An 18,240-nucleotide genomic window follows, 5' to 3' on the forward strand; every position below is an offset into this window, starting at 1 on the left:
GCTGTGGGAGGCGAGGGTCATATGGAATCTGGGTTCTGGATGCTCATGACAGGTGCGATGGCGAGTTTCGCCATCTGCGTGCTGCTGGTCGCCACGAAGGACCGGCACGGGCACTTGAGCCTGGACAGCACGATGGGTGTCCAGAAGATCCACGACTCGCCCACACCCCGGGTCGGCGGTGTCGCGATCGCCGGCGGCCTGATCATCGGCCTGCTCTACATGGACACTGCGGCCCGCGACGTGCTCTTGCCGCTCACCGCGGCGGCGGCGCCTGCGTTTGCCGTCGGGCTCTGGGAAGACCTCACGAAGCGCGTGAGTGTTCGCGCACGCCTGTGCATCACCTTCGGAGCGGGGCTGCTGGGTTGCGCCCTGTCAGGCATCGCCCTGAGCCGGGTCAATGTCGTCGGCATGGATCTCGTCCTGGCCAGCGTGCCGCTCGTTTCCGTCGTCTTCACCGCTTTCGCCGTCGGTGGGGCGGCCAACGCCTTCAACATCATCGACGGGTTCAATGGGCTGGCGGCGGGCGTGGCCATCGTGTGCCTCGTGGCGCTCGCCGCGGTCGCTGCGTCGGTCGGTGACGGTGCCGTCGTCCAGGCATGCCTGCTCCTGGCGGCCGTCACGCTGGGTTTCCTGGCCGTCAATTTCCCGCTCGGCAAGATATTCCTGGGTGATGGCGGCGCCTACACGCTGGGCTTCCTCGTCGCGTGGATGGCGATCGTGCTGCCGATGCGCAACCCGTCCGTCTCGGTATGGGCAACGCTGCTTGCGTGTGCCTATCCCATCCTCGAGACCTGCTTCAGCATCCTGCGCCGCAGCCGCCGAGATCGCAGCCCCGGGGATGCGGATCGGCTGCATATGCACAGCCTGGTGCGCAGGCGCGTGGTCAACCGCGTCATGCCGGGCGCATCCATGCTCGCGCGCAATTCGGCGACAGGCGCCCTGATGTGGATCGCGGCGATCGTGCCGGCGCTGCTCGCCGTCACGTACTTCGACAATACGGCGGCGCTTGTCACCTCGTTCGTGCTCTGTGCGTTCGGCTACTCGGCCGTCTATGCGCGCCTGACGCAATTCCGCTGGTGCTTCCGCGCGGCCACGCTGGCACCCGAGGCCTCGGCAGCATGAGGCGGGTGGCAGCCGTCGTCCTGGCGGCATTGCTGCCCGTTCCTTGCGCTTTGGCGGCCGGCGACGGGATCGCAACTCGCGGTGCCACCGGCGGGCTCACGATCCCTTCTGGCAGCGTGCTCCAGCATGGCGACGCCGCCTTCACCGCAAGTGACTTCCAGGAGCCCGCGCTCGGGTCGAACACGCGCCGGCGCGACCTCACGTTCGGCATCGGCCTCGCTCCAAACTTCGAATTGTTCGGCCGCTACGCCAACTACGAAAACCCGATCCCGGGCTCCACGGCCGCCAACGGGCTGAGGGACATTTCGGCCAACGTCAAGCTGAAACTGCCAAGGCTCTGGCGTCACCAGCCCGACCTGGCCATCGGTGTCACCGACCTCGGCGGCGGTGCGACCAATTTCGGCTCGACCTATTTCGTTGCGAGCGACCGCCTCGGCTGGCTTGACTGGACGCTGGGTTACGCGCGAGCCGGCGCGCTGCTGCGCGAGGCGCGCAACCCAAAGACTTTCGACGGCGTTTTCGGCGGCCTGCAGTTGCGCGCAGGAGAGAGCGGGCTGTCCGCCATCGCGGAATACGATGGCCAGCAGAAGTTTGCGGGTGTGCGCTACCGCTCGCCGTCGATCCAGTACCTTGCCGGGACAAGGCTCGAACTGTCGGTGCTGCGCTCGTTCGGCGCGCGCGACCCGGCTGGGCGCGACGTCGACCGAACATCCGCAGCCGTGTCGGTGATCGTGCCGCTCGAACAGATAGCCGAGCGGCCGCGCACCTTCCGCCCAGAGCGCGCGTTGCGCGCAGCGGACTCGCAGTCGAGCGCGATGGGTGCCACTCCGGAAGACCGCCTGGAGGCGCTTCAGCGCGCGCTCGTGGCCAGCGGCATGGAGCGCGTGCGCGTCGGCACGCTGGATCGCGACCTCGTCGTCGAATACGAGAACCACGTCTTCGGGCAGACCGAAGCCGACGCTCTCGGCGTGGTCCTTGGCCTTGCGGCGGAGCTCGCTCCCGCCGGCACATCGCGGCTGCGGGCCGTGACGCTGAAGGCCGGCTTGCCCATGTACGTCACGTCGGCGGGGGTTGCGGAATATCGCTCCTTCCTGCGCAGCGCCGACTCGGGCAGCGTCAGCGGCAGCCTGGCTGTCGACGGGTTCAAGGCGCACCAGGCCGAACGCGTGAGCTGGCAGGCCGCATTGCCGGGCCGCCGCAATTTCGCCCATTTCCAGCTCGAGCCCGAACTCGTGAATACCGTCGCGACGGAGCTTGCCGTCTTCGACTATTCACTGGCCGCCAACCTCAAGTCCTTCTTCCCGCTCTGGCGCGGCGCCGAGTTCCACACGAGCTACGTGCAGCGGTTGTCCAGCACGGAGAACTTCGAGCCCGGCAATTTCTTCGGTGCCTTCCGCCATCGCAACGGCCTGAAGGTCGCCGCGCTCCAGCAATCGTTCTGGCTCGGGTCGCACGTGCTGGTAAGTGCCGGCGTCGGCCGCTACCGATATGACAATTTTGGCGTCGAGGTGGAGTCGACGATGTTCATGCCGGGTGGGCGCGACGTGATACGTCTCAAGGGCGCAACCTACGAGCGCAACCCGGGCGAGAGCCGCGCGCAGGCGATGCCGCTGTCCGCGAGCTACCGGTGGGCGCCGGCGCCGCACACGTGGGTCGAAGCCGGCCTGCAGCAGTACACCGACGGTACGCGCGGGCCTTCCATCGTCCTGACGCGCTGGTTCGGCGAAGTAGGCGCCAACCTGTTCGTGCGCCGCGGGGGCACGCGCACCTTCGGCGGATTTGAACTAACGATTCCATTGACGCCGCGCCGCGGGGCGGACTTGGCAGGGTTCACCCTGAATGGCACCCCGCAATTCACGAAGGGCGTGCGCACTCGCATCGTCTCGGGCTCGGGCGTCAATTTTGTCGAACTCGGTGGCGTGCTGGATTTCCCGCTGCAGTACAACGCCGAACAGCGCCTGCTCAACGGCGGGCACGTCTCCGAAAAATACTTCATCTCGCGCCTGCATCGCATGCGCGAGGCGTTCTACCTGTATGCTCGCGACCGCTTGCCGGAGTAGTTTTAGGGCCGCGTTGCACGAAGGCAAAAAAGATTTTGGCCGGCATTTACGACACAAATAAATTGCGGTACCCTGTGCAGTTCGTAGGAGAGAAAAGGCGCTCGGCCTCAGTCCATTTTCAAGTGAAAGGGTTGGTCAAATGAAGAAACTTCTTGGTCTTATCGTCGCTGTCGGTGCATCCGCACTTCTTTACGCATGCGGCGGCAGCGGGGGCGACCAGCCCCTGGGTGTTGCGAGCAACACCACGCTCGCGACGAACAGCACGGTCGCTGCGGCGGTTGTCGCCACACCGTTCTCGTTCCCGAGCGGCGTTCCCGCGCTGGGCACGACGGCCGCGACGACCGTTACGTTCACCAGCACGTCGACGGCACCCGCGTTCAACATCTCGGAAGCCGGTGGCCGCACGGCGACCGGTACCACGAGCTTCGGTTCGTGCATCTTCGCGGTGACGGCGTCCACGTTCCCTGCCGGGCACCCGCTCGCTCTGGGCCAGACCGTCACGGTCAACCCCTGCAACTTGAGCGTGGGCACCACCGGCGCCGTGGCGAACGGCGTTGCGACATCGCGCAGTATTGCGCTGCTACTGGGTGCGGCTGCGTCCTCCGGCCAATCTGCCACGGTCAACGTGAACCCCGGCGGCCAGCTCACGCTGAACGGCCAGAGCGTCGGCCAGGTCACGCTCACGCCGGTCTCGGGCTGATCGAAGCCTTACACCGCACAACGACGACAAAAAGCCCGCGCAAGCGGGCTTTTTCTTTTGCATCAAATGTGCGTGGTGCCGGAGGCCGGAATCGAACCGGCACGGTGTTGCCACCGGCAGATTTTGAGTCTGCTGCGTCTACCGATTTCGCCACTCCGGCAAGGGGAAAGAGCGGAGCGGGAAATTATGGCACAGTGCCCTCCATGCGATATCCCACCATCGAGGACGCCATCGGCAACACGCCGCTCGTGGCCCTGCAGCGCATCGGCGCACAAGAAGGCGCGAAGCGCGGCAACGTCATCCTCGGCAAGCTCGAAGGCAACAACCCCGCCGGCTCCGTGAAGGACCGCCCCGCGCTGTCGATGATCAAGCGCGCCGAGGAGCGCGGCGACATCAAGCCGGGCGACACGCTCATCGAAGCCACGTCCGGCAACACCGGCATCGCGCTCGCGATGGCCGCGGCCATCCGTGGCTACCGCATGGTGCTCATCATGCCGGAGGACCTCTCCGTCGAGCGCGCGCAGACGATGAAGGCGTTCGGCGCCGAACTCGTGCTCACGCCCAAGAGCGGCGGCATGGAATACGCGCGCGACCTCGCCGAGAACATGCAGAAGGAAGGCAAGGGCCGCGTGCTGGACCAGTTCGCCAACGCGGACAACCCTCGCATTCACTACGAGACCACGGGCCCCGAGCTGTGGGAGCAGACCGGCGGCAAGATCACGCACTTCGTGAGCGCCATGGGCACGACGGGCACCATCACGGGCGTGTCGCGTTACCTGAAGGAGAAGAACCCGGCCGTGAAGATCGTCGGCGCGCAGCCCAGCGAAGGCTCGCGCATCCCCGGCATCCGCAAGTGGCCGCAGGAATACCTGCCGAAGATCTACGAGCCGTCGCGTGTCGACGACCTCGTGTACGTGAGCCAGGAGGACGCCGAGGAGATGTGCCGCCGCCTCGCGCGCGAGGAGGGCATCTTCGCGGGCATCTCGGCGGCCGGCGCGCTGTGGGTCGCGCTGGAGATCTCCAGGCAGGTCGAGAACGCCACGATCGTGTTCGTCGTGTGCGACCGCGGGGACCGCTACCTCTCCACCGGCGTGTTCCCGGCGTAGAGCGAAAGTGGATTACCGCTACACCTTCTGCCCCAACTGCGCGACCCCGCTCGAGCTCATCGCGCAGGCGGAGGACGGCGGGAGCAAGGAGCGGCTGCGCTGCCCGCAATGCAAGTGGACGCACTGGAACAACCCGACACCCGTGCTCGCGGCCGTGATCCAGTACCAGGACAAGATCCTGCTCGCGCGCAATGCGGCGTGGCCCGGCAAGTTCTATGCGCTGATCACCGGCTTCATGGAAGCCGGGGAGACGCCACAGGCGGGCATCGCGCGCGAGATCAAGGAAGAGACCAACCTCGACACGAGCGAGCTCGACCTGATCGGCGTCTACGACTTCCAGCGCATGAACCAGGTGATCATTGCCTACCATGCCGTGGCGCATGGCACGGTGCAGCTGTCGCCGGAGCTCGCGGACTGGCGCCTCTTCGCCTACGACCAAGTGCGCTGCTGGCCCGCGGGCACTGGCTATGCGCTTGCGGATTGGCTGCGCAGCCGCGGCTTCGAGCCGGTGTTCACCGAGATCCCGCGGCGCGACCCTAAAATGGAATAGAGATGGACACCGACAAGGAAATCGACACCCGAGGGCTCAATTGCCCGCTGCCCATCCTCAAGGCCAAGAAGGCGCTGACCGACATGCAAAGCGGCCAGCTGCTCAAGGTCGTGTCCACGGACGCGGGCTCCGTGCGCGACTTCCAGGCGTTCGCCAAGCAGACGGGCAACGAGCTCGTCCACCAGGAGACGGCGGGCGAGGACTTCATCCACGTCCTCAGGCGGCGCTGAGCGCCCGCCACCTAGCGCGTGCCCAGGCGCTCCTTCGCGAGCTGCAGCAGGTAATCCTGGAAGCCGGGCCCCACCTCCGGGTGGTCGATGCCGAGCTCCACGGTCGCTTCGAGGAAACCCAGCTTGCTGCCGCAGTCGTAGCGCTTGCCTTCGTACTCGTACGCGTGCACGCCTTCGGTGGGGATCAGCTGCGCGATGCCGTCGGTGAGCTGGATCTCGCCCCCCGCGCCGCGCGGCTGGTTGCGGATGGCTTCGAACACCGCCGGCGTGAGCACATAGCGCCCCGCGACCGCGATGCGTGAGGGCGCGACCTCCGGCTTCGGCTTCTCGACGAACTTCTCCACGCGGTGCAGGCGCTCGCCCGCGCGCGGGCCGGCCACGATGCCGTAACGCTGCACGTGGTCGAGTGGCACTTCCTGCACGGCCAGCACCGACGTGCCCGTTTCCTCGTACGTCTTCACCAGCTGCGCGGTGATGCCGCGGCCGGGGGCCGGGCCCGTCATCAGGTCGTCGGCCAGCAGCACCGCGAAGGGCTCTTCGCCCACGAGCGGTTGTGCGCACAGGACCGCGTGCCCGAGGCCGAGCGCCCGAGGCTGGCGGATGTACGCGCAGTCCATGTCCGCCGGCGCGAGCGAACGCACCAGCTCCAGCAGCTCGTTCTTGCCCGAAGCCGAGAGCTCGCTCTCCAGCTCGTAGGCGGTGTCGAAGTGGTCCTCGATCGCGCGCTTGTTCCGCCCCGTCACGAAGATCATGTGCCGGATGCCCGCCTCGTAAGCCTCCTCTACCGCGTACTGGATCAGCGGTTTGTCCACAACGGGCAGCATCTCCTTGGGCTGCGCCTTCGTCGCCGGCAGGAAGCGCGTGCCGAGCCCCGCCACGGGGAACACCGCTTTGTGAATCTTTGTGACTTTTTTCATCGACGTGCCAACACCTTCTGGATAAAGTCCGTCCAATTTTTCACACCCCTGTGGCCGCAACCGACATCCTGCTGCTCGAACGCCTGGTGCCCGAAGCCCTCGCATGGCTCGAGGCGCGGCATTCGGTCGAGGTGCGTCCCGAGCTTGCCACAGATGCGAGCCTGCTGCGCAAGTCGGTCTACAAGGCGCACGCCGTCGTGCTGCCGCGCAAGGTGGTGGTCACTCGCGAGTTCCTCGACTTCGCGCCGATGCTCAAGGCGGTGGCCCGCATGCACGCGGGCACGGACAACACCGACCTGGAAGCATGCCGCGACCGCAAGGTGCGCGTGATCCAGGCGACGACCGCAAACGTTCGTTCGAATGCCGAATACCTTCTGGCCAGCCTGCTGCTGCTGTACCGGCGCGGCATCGGCTCCTCGCTGATCGGCGACCGCCACGCCGACATCCGCCTCGGGCGCGAGCTGAACGGCAGCACGGTGGGCATCTTCGGTCTCGCGCCCACTGCGCACACGCTCGCCCTGATGCTGCATTCACTCGGGGCCAAGTTGATCGGCTACGACCCCGCCGTCCACCACACGGCGCCCTTGTGGGGCCGCCTGCAGGTGCAGCCCGTGAGCCTGCGCGACATGATGTCGCAGGCCGATGCCATCTCCGTGCAGATGATGTACGCCTCGCGCTACAACGGTTTCGTGAACGACAAGGTGCTCGCGCACTGCAAGCCGGGGCAGGTGTGGGTGGGCACGAGCCGCTCGCTGCTGTTCGAGCCCGACGCGCTGGCGCGCGCGCTGACCGACGGCCGCATCGAGGCCGCGATGTTCGACGGCGCCGAGGCCGGCTTCGCCTCGCGCGGCTCGCCCCTGCACGAGCTGGGCAACCTGTTCCTCACGCCGCGCCTGGGCTCGCACACGCGCGAGTCGCGGCTGCGCGCCAGCTGGTACGTGGCGCACCGTATCCACGAGACGCTGTCCGCGCCGCAGCACGGCGTGCTGGACTCGCTGGGCACCGATGCGGCCCCGCTGGACCGCATGGACCCCGTCATCCGCTGATCAGCCCAGCCGCTTCAACTGCTCCTGCAGCTTCGCCAGCGTCGCGCTGAAGTCGGCGATGCGCTTGCGCTCCTGTTCGATCACTGCCGGCGGCGCCTTGGCCACGAAGGCTTCGTTCGCGAGCTTCGCGTTCGCCTTCGCCAGCTCGCCTTGCAGCCGCGCGGCTTCCTTGCCCAGGCGCGCCTTCTCCGCCGCGACATCGATCTCCATGTAGAGGCACACGCGCGCATCGCCGGCGACGGCCACCGGCGCGGCTTTCGCCGCGGCCGCCCACGAGGCCTCGTCGTCGAAGACCTTCACCTCGGACAACTTGGCCAGCGCCTGCAGCACGGCCGCATTGCCGCGGATGAAGGCGGCGTCGCCCACCACGTACGCGGGCAACTTCGTACCCGGCGAAACGTTCATTTCGCCGCGCAGGTTGCGGCATGCATCCACCACGGCCTTGAGCTTCGCGACTTCGGCTTCGGCGGCCGCGTCCACGTTGGCCGGGTTCGACTCCGGGTAAGGCGCGACGCTGACCGACTCGCCCGACTTGCCCGCGACCGGCGCCACCTTCTGCCACAGCTCCTCGGTGATGAAGGGGATGACGGGGTGCGCCAGGCGCAGGATCGCTTCCAGAACGCGGATCAGCGTGCGGCGCGTGCCGCGCTGCTGCGCGGCGTCGCCGCTCTGGATCTGCACCTTCGCGATCTCGAGGTACCAGTCGCAGTACTCGTCCCAGACGAACTGGTAGATCGTGCCGGCGACGTTGTCGAGGCGGTACTCGCCGAAGCCCTTCGCCACATCCGCTTCGGCCTTCTGCAGCAGCGAGACGATCCAGCGGTCGGCGGCGGTGAGCGTCGCGCCGGCCTCGGCGAGGTCCTTGCCCTCGCAATTCATCAGCACGAACCGCGTCGCGTTCCAGAGCTTGTTGCAGAAATTGCGGTAGCCCTCACAGCGCTTCGCGTCGAAGTTGATGTTGCGGCCCAGCGTGGCGAGCGACGCGAAGGTGAAACGCAGCGCATCCGCGCCGAACGCGGGGATGCCTTCGGGGAATTCCTTCTCCGTGTTCTTGCGGATCTGCGGCGCCGTCTCGGGCTTGCGCAGGCCGGTCGTGCGCTTGACCAGCAGCGTGGGCAGGTCGATGCCGTCGATGAGGTCCACCGGGTCCAGCACGTTGCCCTCGGACTTGCTCATCTTCTTGCCGTGCGAGTCGCGCACCAGCCCGTGGATGTACACGTGGCGGAACGGCACCTGCCCGGTGAAGTGCGTCGTCATCATGATCATCCGGGCGACCCAGAAGAAGATGATGTCGTAGCCCGTCACGAGCACGGTCGACGGCAGGTAGAGGTCCAGGTCCTTCGTCTTCTCCGGCCAGCCCAGCGTGGAGAAGGGCACCAGCGCCGACGAGTACCACGTGTCGAGCACGTCGGGGTCGCGCGTGAGCTTGCGGCCCGGGGCCTGCGCCTGCGCCTCGGCTTCGTTGCGCGCGACGTACACCTTGCCGTCTTCGTCGTACCACGCCGGGATCTGGTGGCCCCACCAGAGCTGGCGCGAGATGCACCAGTCCTGGATGTTGTTCATCCACTGGTTGTAGGTGTTGACCCAGTTCTCGGGCACGAAGCGCACGGCGCCGGTCTGCACCGCGTCGATGGCCTTCTGCGCTATCGACTTGCCGCTCGGCTCCTTGGTGCTCATCTTCGTCATCGCCACGAACCACTGGTCCGTGAGCATCGGCTCCACCACCTGGCCCGTGCGCTCGCAGCGCGGCACCATCAGCTTGTGCTTCTTCGTCTCCTCGAGCAGGCCCAGCGCCTCGAGGTCGGTGACCACCGCCTTGCGAGCGGCGAAGCGATCCATGCCGCGGTACTTCGCCGGTGCGTTCTCGTTGATCTTCGCGTCGAGCGTCAGCACGCCGATCATGGGCAGGCCGTGGCGCTGGCCGACGGCGTAGTCGTTGTAGTCGTGCGCGGGCGTCACCTTCACCACGCCCGTGCCGAACTCGCGGTCCACGTACTCGTCGGCAATGATGGGGATCTCGCGGTCGCACAGGGGCAGCTTGACCTTGCGGCCGACCAGCGCCTTGTAGCGCTCGTCCTCGGGGTGAACCATCACCGCCGTGTCGCCGAGCATCGTCTCGGGCCGCGTCGTCGCCACCGTGAGGTGGCCGCTGCCATCGGCCAAGGGGTAGCGGATCATCCAGAGGAAGCCTTCTTCCTCCTCGCTCACCACTTCGAGGTCGCTCACGGCGGTCTTGAGCTCCGGGTCCCAGTTCACCAGCCGCTTGCCGCGGTAGATGAGCCCCTCTTCATAGAGCTGCACGAAGGTGGACGTGACGATCTTCGACAGCCGCTCGTCCATCGTGAAGTACTCGTGCGCCCAGTCCACGCTGTCGCCCATGCGGCGCATCTGCGTGGTGATGGTGTTGCCGGACTTCTCCTTCCATTCCCACACCTTCTCCACGAACTTCGCCCGGCCGAGGTCGTGGCGCGACAGGCCCTGCTCCTGCAGCTGGCGCTCCACGACGATCTGCGTCGCGATGCCGGCGTGGTCGGTGCCCGGAACCCACAGCGTGTTGAAGCCCCGCATGCGGTGGTAGCGCGTGAGGCTGTCCATGATCGTCTGGTTGAACGCGTGCCCCATGTGCAGCGTGCCCGTGACGTTGGGCGGCGGCAGCTGGATCGCGAAGGAGGGTTCGCCGTCCTTCGGCGCGCCCGTGCCGCGGTAGCCGGCGCGCGCATAGCCGCGCTGCTCCCATTGCGGGCCCCACTGGGCCTCGATCGAGGCGGGTTCGAAGGACTTGGAAAGGCTGTTCAGGCCGGGCTGGTCGGTGTCGGTGCTCACCTGCCCGATTTTACGTTGGCAGGTTCCTCGCAGCCTCGATGCAGCGGGAGAGTGCCCGCGCGTCGCCGACCTCGTTGGCCAGCAGCAGGATGAGCCGCGCATTGAGCAGCTCCGACTCCTCGGGCGTGAGCCCTTCGTGCGCGTCCAGCAACTGCTCGTAGAACGCGTCGGCCGCCGGCTGGTCCAGCTTCGCTTTCATGCGGCTTCCTCCTCGAGTGCGGCGCCGAGCGCACGAGCGACCGCGTCGACGAGCCCGGCATCGACCTCGTCGCCCGTTGCGGCGACGTAGGCGTCCGGCCTGACCAGCGCCCAGGCGTGGCCGAAGACATGGCAGGCTGCCCGCAACTGCGCCTCCGGGTCGCGCACGAACTCCACAGCAGCAGGCAGCTCGCCTGCGCCCACCACCTGCACGCATCGGACGGGCGCAGCCTGCGCGAGCGCCGGCAGCTCGCCGAGACCTTCCGCGCCGAACGCCAGCAGCAGCAGGTCGCCGCCGCACCAGCCGAGCAGGTCATTGAGCACGCCCGGGCTGCCGTCGGCCCATTCGAAGGCCACGTTCTGCACCGACAGCCCGCCAGTGCGTTCGCAGCACGCGGCCGAGCGCGTGTACGGGTTCGCGACCGCCATGCGGCCCGTATTGACGAACTGCCGCGCGAACTCGTGCTGCCGCGCCAGCCCCAGCGCGGCCGTGCGGAAAAGCTTCTCCACGGGGGACGCAGGCCGCAGGAAGCGCGCGGTGCGGTTGGTCACCAGCACGTTCTGCTTCGCGGCTTCGTGGCGCTCTTCGTGGTAAGTGTCGAGCAGGGCCTCGGGCGCGCGCCCCTCGACCACGGCAGCGAGCTTCCACGCGAGGTTGTCAGCATCGGCGATGCCGGTGTTGCCGCCACGCGCCCCGAACGGGCTCACCACCTTCGCCGCGTCGCCCATGAAGAAGAGGCGGCCGTGGCGCATCCGGTCCACGCACTCGCTGCGGTAGGCGTAGGGCCCGACCCAGACGATCTCGATCTGCGCGTCTTCGCCGAACTGCCGCGTGAGCCGATCGCGCACGACCTCCTCGCGGCTCACCTCGGCCGGGTCGCTGTCGGGCGCCATCTGGTAGTCGATGCGCCAGACGTCGTCGCCCATCAGGTGCTGCCACACGGCGCGGTTCTCGTTGAAGGGTGCCTCGATCCACGTGTGCCGCTCCACCGGCGGGTGCTTCGTGAAGCGCACGTCGGCGATGCACCAGCGGTCGTCGCCTTTCTTCGCGGTCACCGCCGCGCCCACCCATTGCCGGAACGGGCTGTGCGAACCGGTCGCGTCGATGACGTAGTCGGCGCGCATCCGGTACTCGCCGGCCGGCGTCTCCACCGTGAGCACGGCACCGTCGCTGTCCTGCGCAAAGGCGGTCACGCGGTTGCTCCAGCGCAGTTCCACGTGGCCGAGCGCCTGGATGCGCTCCACGAGGTAGCCCTCGATGTAGAACTGCTGGATGTTGATGAAGGGCGGCTGCGTGGAAAGGTTGTAGGCGCCCTGCTTGCGCAAGTCGAACGAGTACACCTCGTCGCCGCCCGCGAAGGTGCGTCCGACGCTCCACTGGATGCCCTTGCGCGCGATGCGCTCATACACGCCGAGGCGGTGGAAGATCTCCAGCGACTTCTGCGTGTAGCAGATGCCGCGCGACGACGCGCCCTTGACGCCGACCGTGTTGTCCTCGTCCAGCAGCACGGCCCGCACGCCGAAGTTCGCGAGCGCGCAGGCCAGGGTGAGCCCTGAGAGCCCTCCGCCCACGATGACGATGGGCGAATGGCCGACGCCGCCCGCGTCCAGCTCGGGCGGGCGCCGGAACGGGTACTCGGGCAGCTGGTAGCCGCTGCCCTGGGCGAACTCGTAGCTGTTGGAGAAAGCGGTCTCGGCGTAACCCGCCATGCGCAGCCCTTCAGTCGGTGGTTTCGCGATTCTTCACGAATTCCGGCCGGTCGTTCTGCTGGGGTTTCAACGGGGCTGTCGCCTTGCCTGCGGCGCGGTCCGCGCGCCACTGCGCCTTGCGCTTCGTCCACTCGGCCAGCCGCGCGTGGGCCGTCTTGCTCTCCTGCAGCATCTGGAACTCGTCGACCGTGTTCGCGCTCAGCTCGAGGCGCACGCCGTTGGGGTCGAAGAAGTAGATGCTGTTGAAGATGTGGTGGTCCGTCACGCCCAGCACCTCCACGCCGTTCGCTTCCAGCCGGGCCTTCATGTCCTTCAGCTCCTGCACGGAGTTCACGCGGAAGGCGATATGGTTCACCCACTTCGGCGTGTTGGGCGAAGGCTCGGCGGCCTGGTCGTCGCCCAGGTCGAAGAAGGCGATGAACGAGCCGTCCTGCAGGCGGAAGAAGAAGTGCGTGTACGGGCAGTACTCGCCCGTGCTCGGCACGTAGTCGCTCTGGATGATGTGGTAGAGCGGCAGGCCGAGGATGTCCTCGTAGAAGCGGCGCGTCTCCTCCGCGTCGCGCGCGCGGTAGGCGTAGTGGTGCAGCTGCTGGATCGCGGGCGGGGCGGGCAGGGACATGGCAGGTTGATTCAACAATGGATAACGCGTTAACTTTAGCGGAATTCCTCTTGGCGTCCAGCGGCCGGTTGAGCATGAATATCAACTCGACCATGTCCATAGCTCTGCTATATTGGGTGGATTGCCGCTGGCTATTAGACGCAGCAGGCCAAGCCCAGTACGCTGGGTGCCGCTTTCCCCACCAACCAAGGAGATTTCCATGGCAGCTCTCAAGGGTTCCAAGACGGAAGAAAACCTCAAGGCCGCGTTCGCGGGCGAGTCGCAGGCGAACCGCCGCTACCTGTATTTCGCAAACAAGGCGGACGTGGAAGGCCAGAACGACGTGGCGGCGCTGTTCCGCTCCACGGCCGAAGGCGAGACGGGCCATGCGCATGGCCACCTGGAGTGGCTCGAGCAGTGCGGCGACCCGGCAACGGGCCTTCCCATCGGCGGCACGCGCGACAACCTCAAGGCGGCCGTGGCCGGCGAGACGCACGAGTACACCGACATGTACCCGGGCATGGCCAAGACGGCGCGCGACGAAGGCTTCGACGAGATCGCCGACTGGTTCGAGACGCTGGCCAAGGCCGAGCGCTCGCATGCGAACCGCTACACGAAGGCGCTGAACGAACTGCAGGACTGAAAGCGAACACGATGGCGCGTGAAGGCAACCTGGAGGCGCCCACGCGCCATCCCATCGACTGGAAGAACCCCGAGTACTACGACGAAGGCGCCTGCTTCAAGGAGCTGGAGCGCATCTTCGACATCTGCCACGGCTGCCGCCGCTGCGTCAGCCTGTGCAACTCCTTTCCTACGCTCTTCGACCTGGTGGACGAAGGCAAGACGGGCGAGGTCGACGGGGTCGAGAAGCAGGACTACTGGAAGGTGGTCGACCACTGCTACCTGTGCGACCTGTGCTACATGACCAAGTGCCCCTACGTGCCTCCGCACGAGTGGAACCTGGACTTCCCGCACACGATGCTGCGGGCCAAGGCGATCAAGTTCCAGAAGGGCGGCGTCGACTTCGGCGCGAAGTTCCTGTCGTCCACCGACGTGCATGGGCAGTTCGCGGGCATCCCCATCGTGACGCAGGTGGCCAATGCGGTGAACCAGACGAAGCCGGCGCGCGCCGCGATGGAAAGCGCACTGCACGTGGACCGCAACGCGTGGCTGCCGTCGCTCGCGACACGCAGGTTCCGCAGCGCGGCGCCGAAGTCGGCCGAGCTGCCGGTGAAGAACGGCGAGCGCACGCCGGGCAAGGTGGCCGTGTATTCCACCTGCTACGTCAACTACAACGAGCCGGGCATCGGCCTGGACCTGCTGAAGATCCTCGCGCACAACGACATTCCCTATGTCGTCGTCAACAAGGAGAAGTGCTGCGGCATGCCCAAGCTGGAGCTGGGCGACCTCGAGACCGTGGCGAAGGACAAGGAAGCGAACATCCTGGTGCTGGCGAAGTACGCGAAGGAGGGGTACGCGATCCTCTCCGCGGTGCCGAGCTGCACGCTGATGTTCAAGCAGGAGATCCCGCTGATGTTCCCGGACGACGCCGACGTGCAGGCCGTCAAGGAGGCGATGTGGGACCCATTCGAGTACCTCGCCGCACGCCGCAGGGACGGCCTGCTCAAGACCGAGTTCCCGCAGCCACTGGGCAAGGTCAGTTACCACGTGCCCTGCCACCAGCGCGTGCAGAACATCGGCAAGAAGACAGAAGAGGTGCTGAAGATGGTGCCGGGCACCACGGTCAACACCACGGAGCGGTGCTCCGGCCACGCCGGTACCTATGGCGTGAAGGTGGGGACGCATCCGGTCGCGATGAAGATCGGCAAGCCGCTCTTCAAGCGCATGGCGGAAACGCAGCCCGATTACATCAGCTCCGATTGCGCGCTGGCGGGGCACCACATCGACCAGGGGTTCGATGTGAATGCGCTAGGGGATGCGAAGCTCGAACACCCGCTGTCGCTGGTGCGGATCGCCTACGGCTTGAAATGACCATGCAGATCACCGGCAAGATCACCCCCGACTCGCTGATGACGCTGGAGGCGTACAGCAAGTGGCGCAAGGCGCACAAGGGCGAAATCATCGCCCACCGCAAGCTGCGCACCGTGCTGCTGGGCGAGCACGTCAGCGTGCAGTTCGAAAGCGAGCTGTCGATGCGCTACCAGGTGCAGGAGATGCTGCGCATCGAGAAGATCTTCGAGGAAGAAGGCATCCAGCAGGAGATCGACGCGTACGCCCCGCTCGTGCCTTCAGGCACGAACTGGAAGGCGACGATGATGATCGAGTACCCGGATGTCAACGAGCGCAAGCGCGAGCTCGCGCGGCTGATCGGCATCGAGGACCGCATGTTCGTCGAGGTCGAAGGCCACGGCCGTGTGTATGCGATCGCCGACGAGGACCTCGACCGCGAGAACGACGAGAAGACTTCCGCGGTGCACTTCCTGCGCTTCGAGCTCACGCCCGCGATGCGCGCGGCGGTGAAGGCCGGTGCGGGGGTGAAGCTGGGTTGCGACCACACGAACTACCCGGCGCACGTTCAGGTCGCGCCGGAAGCGCTGGCTTCGCTGGCTTCGGATCTCAGCTAGGCGAGAAGAGGTCCACGCGGTCGGTGATGACCGCATCCGTACCCAGCGCAATGAGCCGCTCGACAGCCCACGCGTCGTTGGGCGTGTAGCTCAGGCAGCGCATGCCGGCGCCCTTCGCCTGCGCGACCGTCGCTGCATCCCACAAGGCGTGGTTGCAGACGATCGCCACGCACTGCAGCTGCCGCGCGATGTCGAACCACCCGTTCCACAGCGTGTCGAGCAGCAGCCCGCGCGGCAGTTGCGGCTGCGCCTGCATGGCGGCCTGCAGCGACTCCGGCCGGAACGACGTGAGCAGCGGCGGCACCGCCTGGCCTTGCCACAGCCGCGCCGCATGGTCCGCCACCACGCGGCCCGTTTCCGCCTCGACGCCGGGCGTCGGCTTGATCTCGATGTTCAGGAAGTACCCGTTGGCGATGCAGAAGCGCGCCAGGTTCTCCAGCGTCGGCAGCGGCTCGCCCGCGTACGCACGCGAGTGCCAGCCGCCCGCGTCCAGCTGCGACAGCTCGGCCCACGGCGTCTCGCCGCCAACACCGGTGCCGTTGGTGGTGCGGTCCAGCGTCGCGTCGTGCATCAGGAAGGGCACGCCATCGGCCGACAGCTTGGCGTCGCACTCGAACATGCGGTACCCGTAGCCGGCGCCGACGCGGAAGGCCGCCATCGTGTTCTCCGGCGCCAGCTTGCCGGCGCCGCGATGCGCCACCCAGCGCGGGTAGGGCCAGTCCTTCATGGGGTCAGATGCGGCGCCCGGTCTGCGCGTCGAAGTAGTGCAGGCGGCCTTCGCGCGGCCGCACGTGGATGGTCTCGTCGGGCTTCGGCGAAGGCTGGCCTTCCTCGATGCGCACGATGATCTGCTCGTCGCCCAGGCGCCCGTACACCAGCCGCTCCGCGCCCAGCAGTTCGATGGTCTCCACACGCACTTGCCAGCCATCGGTGCCGATGTCCAGGTGCTCGGGCCGGATGCCCGTGATCGCGCCCGCGCGACCGCCCTGCGCGTTCTTCAGCAGGTTCATCGGCGGCGAGCCGATGAAGCTGGCGACGAACGTCGTCGCAGGCGTGTGGTAGACCTCCTCGGGCGTGCCGAACTGTTCCATGTTGCCGGCGTTCATCACCAGCATGCGCTGCGCGAGCGTCATCGCCTCCACCTGGTCGTGCGTGACGAAGAGCGACGTGATGCCCAGCTCGCGGTGCAGCTTCTGGATCTCCAGGCGCGTTTGCGCGCGCAGCTTGGCGTCGAGGTTGGAGAGCGGCTCGTCGAACAGGAACACCTGCGGCTGCCGCACGATCGCGCGGCCCATGGCCACGCGCTGGCGCTGGCCGCCCGAGAGCTGGCGCGGCTTGCGGTCCAGCAGGTGCGACAGCTCGAGGATCTTCGCCGCCTTGTCGACGCGTGTCTTGATCTCGTCCACCGGCACCTTGCGGATCTTCAGGCCGTAGGCCATGTTCTCGAACACGCTCATGTGCGGGTAGAGCGCGTAGTTCTGGAACACCATCGCGATGTCGCGGTCGGCCGGCTCGACGTTGTTGACCACGCGGTCGCCGATCGAAATCTCGCCGCCGCTGATCTCCTCCAGGCCAGCGACCATGCGCAGCAGCGTGGACTTGCCGCAGCCGGACGGCCCGACGATGACGATGAACTCGCCCTTGGCGATCTCGGCGTTCACGCCGTGGATCACCTGCAGTTCCTGCTTGCCCTTGCCGTACTTCTTGACGACGTTTCTCAGTGCGATAGCTGCCATTGTTTACTTCTCGGTATCGACCAGGCCCTTGACGAACCATTTCTGCATGAGGATCACCACCACCGCCGGCGGCAGCATGGCGAGGATGGCCGTGGCCATCACCACGTTCCATTCGATGTAGACCTCGCCGAAGATCAGGCGCTTGATGCCCATGACGATGGGGTACATCTTCTCGTCGGTGGTCACCAGCAGCGGCCAGAGGTACTGGTTCCAGCCGTAGATGAACTGGATGACGAACAGGGCCGCGATCGAGGTCTTCGACAGCGGCAGCAGCACGTCCTTGAAGAAGCGCATCGGCCCGGCGCCGTCGATGCGCGCCGCCTCCACCAGCTCGTCCGGCACCGTCAGGAAGAACTGGCGGAACAGGAAGGTGGCGGTGGCCGAAGCAATGAGCGGAATCGTCAGGCCCGACATCGTGTTGAGCATCTTCAGGTCCGACACCACCTGGTATGTCGGCCCGATGCGCACCTCCACCGGCAGCATCAGCGTGACGAACACCATCCAGAAGACGATGTTCTTGGCCGGGAAACGGAAGTAGACGATGGCGAACGCCGACAGCAGCGAGATCGCGATCTTGCCGATGGAGATGATCAGCGCGCTGGCCAGGCTGATCATCATCATCGGGAACGCCGGTGCCACCGTTGCGCCGGCTTCCGTCTTGCCGCCGAAGAGGGCGAAGCGGTAGCTCTCGATCATGTTGGTGCCCGGCAGCAGCGAGATCGGGTTGGCCGACGAGATCTGCTGCGCCGTCTGCGTGGACCCGATGAAGGTGACGTAGATCGGGAAGAAGACGATCACCACCCCGATGATCAGGATCAGGTGCGAGAAGAAAGTGAGGACCGGTTTTCTTTCGACCATC

18 protein-coding genes and 1 tRNA gene are annotated in these 18,240 nt (G+C 66.6%); 10 read left to right on the plus strand and 9 right to left on the minus strand.

Going from position 1 to position 18,240, the window contains the following annotated elements:
• Positions 1-21 precede the first annotated feature (21 nt).
• The 3 genes from H8R02_RS12805 to H8R02_RS12815 all read left to right on the plus strand — a co-directional run bounded on the left by H8R02_RS12805 (position 22) and on the right by H8R02_RS12815 (position 3,882).
• Positions 22-1,122, plus strand: coding sequence for an MraY family glycosyltransferase (locus H8R02_RS12805; RefSeq protein WP_187081818.1), 1,101 nt, complete (start codon positions 22-24; stop codon positions 1,120-1,122).
• Between the two features lie 5 nt (positions 1,123-1,127).
• Complete coding sequence (locus tag H8R02_RS12810) at positions 1,128-3,182, plus strand: YjbH domain-containing protein (protein ID WP_187081819.1); 2,055 nt, start codon at positions 1,128-1,130, stop codon at positions 3,180-3,182.
• 139 nt (positions 3,183-3,321) lie between these two features.
• A complete protein-coding gene (locus H8R02_RS12815; protein WP_187081820.1) occupies positions 3,322-3,882 on the plus strand; it encodes a hypothetical protein in 561 nt (186 codons plus the stop codon).
• Between the two features lie 73 nt (positions 3,883-3,955).
• Here the strand turns inward: H8R02_RS12815 and H8R02_RS12820 are convergent.
• Positions 3,956-4,042: transfer RNA gene (locus H8R02_RS12820), tRNA-Leu, on the minus strand.
• Positions 4,043-4,085: 43 nt separating this feature from the next.
• Between H8R02_RS12820 and cysM the strand changes: the two genes are divergently transcribed.
• Genes cysM through H8R02_RS12835 form a run of 3 tightly spaced genes read left to right on the plus strand, consistent with a single transcriptional unit; the run spans position 4,086 to position 5,768 of the window.
• Entirely contained in the window at positions 4,086-4,988 is a 903-nt protein-coding gene (cysM, locus tag H8R02_RS12825; protein WP_187081821.1) for a cysteine synthase CysM, read from the plus strand.
• Positions 4,989-4,995: 7 nt separating this feature from the next.
• On the plus strand, positions 4,996-5,538 hold the full coding sequence (locus H8R02_RS12830) for an NUDIX domain-containing protein (protein WP_187081822.1): 543 nt from the start codon (positions 4,996-4,998) through the stop codon (positions 5,536-5,538).
• A gap of 2 nt (positions 5,539-5,540) precedes the next feature.
• Positions 5,541-5,768 (plus strand): sulfurtransferase TusA family protein, encoded by a 228-nt coding sequence (locus H8R02_RS12835; RefSeq protein ID WP_187081823.1) that lies wholly within the window; start codon positions 5,541-5,543, stop codon positions 5,766-5,768.
• 11 nt (positions 5,769-5,779) lie between these two features.
• Here the strand turns inward: H8R02_RS12835 and galU are convergent, their stop codons facing one another.
• On the minus strand, positions 5,780-6,685 hold the full coding sequence (gene galU, locus H8R02_RS12840) for a UTP--glucose-1-phosphate uridylyltransferase GalU (protein ID WP_187081824.1): 906 nt from the start codon (positions 6,683-6,685) through the stop codon (positions 5,780-5,782).
• Positions 6,686-6,735: 50 nt separating this feature from the next.
• Here galU and H8R02_RS12845 point away from each other — a divergent pair, with 50 nt between their 5' ends.
• Positions 6,736-7,731 (plus strand): NAD(P)-dependent oxidoreductase, encoded by a 996-nt coding sequence (locus tag H8R02_RS12845; RefSeq protein WP_354004912.1) that lies wholly within the window; start codon positions 6,736-6,738, stop codon positions 7,729-7,731.
• Here the strand turns inward: H8R02_RS12845 and H8R02_RS12850 are convergent, their stop codons facing one another.
• Genes H8R02_RS12850 through H8R02_RS12865 form a run of 4 tightly spaced genes read right to left on the minus strand, consistent with a single transcriptional unit; the run spans position 7,732 to position 13,081 of the window.
• Entirely contained in the window at positions 7,732-10,554 is a 2,823-nt protein-coding gene (locus tag H8R02_RS12850; RefSeq protein ID WP_354004913.1) for a valine--tRNA ligase, read from the minus strand.
• Positions 10,555-10,564: 10 nt separating this feature from the next.
• Entirely contained in the window at positions 10,565-10,753 is a 189-nt protein-coding gene (locus H8R02_RS12855; protein ID WP_187081826.1) for a DUF2783 domain-containing protein, read from the minus strand.
• Positions 10,750-12,462: an FAD-dependent monooxygenase gene (locus H8R02_RS12860; RefSeq protein WP_187081827.1), complete on the minus strand. Its 1,713-nt coding sequence runs from the start codon at positions 12,460-12,462 to the stop codon at positions 10,750-10,752. The genes H8R02_RS12855 and H8R02_RS12860 overlap by 4 nt, the downstream gene beginning before the upstream one ends.
• A 10-nt stretch (positions 12,463-12,472) precedes the next feature.
• A complete protein-coding gene (locus tag H8R02_RS12865) occupies positions 12,473-13,081 on the minus strand; it encodes a VOC family protein (RefSeq protein ID WP_187081828.1) in 609 nt (202 codons plus the stop codon).
• 199 nt (positions 13,082-13,280) lie between these two features.
• Between H8R02_RS12865 and H8R02_RS12870 the strand changes: the two genes are divergently transcribed.
• The 3 genes from H8R02_RS12870 to H8R02_RS12880 are packed head-to-tail and all read left to right on the plus strand — an operon-like array spanning position 13,281 to position 15,645.
• Positions 13,281-13,703 carry a rubrerythrin family protein gene (locus H8R02_RS12870; protein ID WP_187081829.1) on the plus strand — a complete coding sequence of 141 codons (423 nt, stop codon included), beginning with the start codon at positions 13,281-13,283 and terminating at the stop codon, positions 13,701-13,703.
• A gap of 11 nt (positions 13,704-13,714) precedes the next feature.
• Positions 13,715-15,052: a heterodisulfide reductase-related iron-sulfur binding cluster gene (locus tag H8R02_RS12875; protein ID WP_187081830.1), complete on the plus strand. Its 1,338-nt coding sequence runs from the start codon at positions 13,715-13,717 to the stop codon at positions 15,050-15,052.
• Between the two features lie 2 nt (positions 15,053-15,054).
• On the plus strand, positions 15,055-15,645 hold the full coding sequence (locus tag H8R02_RS12880; protein ID WP_187082053.1) for a DUF3501 family protein: 591 nt from the start codon (positions 15,055-15,057) through the stop codon (positions 15,643-15,645).
• Here the strand turns inward: H8R02_RS12880 and ugpQ are convergent.
• Genes ugpQ through ugpE form a run of 3 tightly spaced genes read right to left on the minus strand, consistent with a single transcriptional unit; the run spans position 15,638 to position 18,239 of the window.
• Positions 15,638-16,372, minus strand: coding sequence for a glycerophosphodiester phosphodiesterase (gene ugpQ / locus H8R02_RS12885; protein ID WP_187081831.1), 735 nt, complete (start codon positions 16,370-16,372; stop codon positions 15,638-15,640). The two genes, H8R02_RS12880 and ugpQ, sit on opposite strands and share 8 nt — an antisense overlap.
• 4 nt (positions 16,373-16,376) lie before the next feature.
• Positions 16,377-17,381 carry a sn-glycerol-3-phosphate import ATP-binding protein UgpC gene (locus tag H8R02_RS12890; RefSeq protein WP_187081832.1) on the minus strand — a complete coding sequence of 335 codons (1,005 nt, stop codon included), beginning with the start codon at positions 17,379-17,381 and terminating at the stop codon, positions 16,377-16,379.
• A gap of 3 nt (positions 17,382-17,384) precedes the next feature.
• Positions 17,385-18,239: a sn-glycerol-3-phosphate ABC transporter permease UgpE gene (ugpE, locus tag H8R02_RS12895; protein WP_187081833.1), complete on the minus strand. Its 855-nt coding sequence runs from the start codon at positions 18,237-18,239 to the stop codon at positions 17,385-17,387.
• Position 18,240 lies beyond the last annotated feature (1 nt).

The sequence above is a fragment of the Ramlibacter albus genome (genome assembly GCF_014297445.1).
Lineage (GTDB): Bacteria > Pseudomonadota > Gammaproteobacteria > Burkholderiales > Burkholderiaceae_C > Ramlibacter > Ramlibacter albus.

Bases quoted from the DNA above. Each gene is read 5' to 3' on its own strand.
- H8R02_RS12835 (WP_187081823.1), top strand. From the start codon at position 5,541: ATGGACACCGACAAGGAAATCGACACCCGAGGGCTCAATTGCCCGCTG.
- cysM (WP_187081821.1), top strand. From the start codon at position 4,086: ATGCGATATCCCACCATCGAGGACGCCATCGGCAACACGCCGCTCGTG.
- H8R02_RS12870 (WP_187081829.1), top strand. From the start codon at position 13,281: ATGGCAGCTCTCAAGGGTTCCAAGACGGAAGAAAACCTCAAGGCCGCG.
- H8R02_RS12880 (WP_187082053.1), top strand. From the start codon at position 15,055: ATGCAGATCACCGGCAAGATCACCCCCGACTCGCTGATGACGCTGGAG.
- H8R02_RS12860 (WP_187081827.1), bottom strand. From the start codon at position 12,462: ATGGCGGGTTACGCCGAGACCGCTTTCTCCAACAGCTACGAGTTCGCC.
- H8R02_RS12855 (WP_187081826.1), bottom strand. From the start codon at position 10,753: ATGAAAGCGAAGCTGGACCAGCCGGCGGCCGACGCGTTCTACGAGCAG.
- H8R02_RS12875 (WP_187081830.1), top strand. From the start codon at position 13,715: ATGGCGCGTGAAGGCAACCTGGAGGCGCCCACGCGCCATCCCATCGAC.
- galU (WP_187081824.1), bottom strand. From the start codon at position 6,685: ATGAAAAAAGTCACAAAGATTCACAAAGCGGTGTTCCCCGTGGCGGGG.
- ugpQ (WP_187081831.1), bottom strand. From the start codon at position 16,372: ATGAAGGACTGGCCCTACCCGCGCTGGGTGGCGCATCGCGGCGCCGGC.
- ugpE (WP_187081833.1), bottom strand. From the start codon at position 18,239: ATGGTCGAAAGAAAACCGGTCCTCACTTTCTTCTCGCACCTGATCCTG.
- H8R02_RS12865 (WP_187081828.1), bottom strand. From the start codon at position 13,081: ATGTCCCTGCCCGCCCCGCCCGCGATCCAGCAGCTGCACCACTACGCC.
- H8R02_RS12815 (WP_187081820.1), top strand. From the start codon at position 3,322: ATGAAGAAACTTCTTGGTCTTATCGTCGCTGTCGGTGCATCCGCACTT.
- H8R02_RS12890 (WP_187081832.1), bottom strand. From the start codon at position 17,381: ATGGCAGCTATCGCACTGAGAAACGTCGTCAAGAAGTACGGCAAGGGC.
- H8R02_RS12805 (WP_187081818.1), top strand. From the start codon at position 22: ATGGAATCTGGGTTCTGGATGCTCATGACAGGTGCGATGGCGAGTTTC.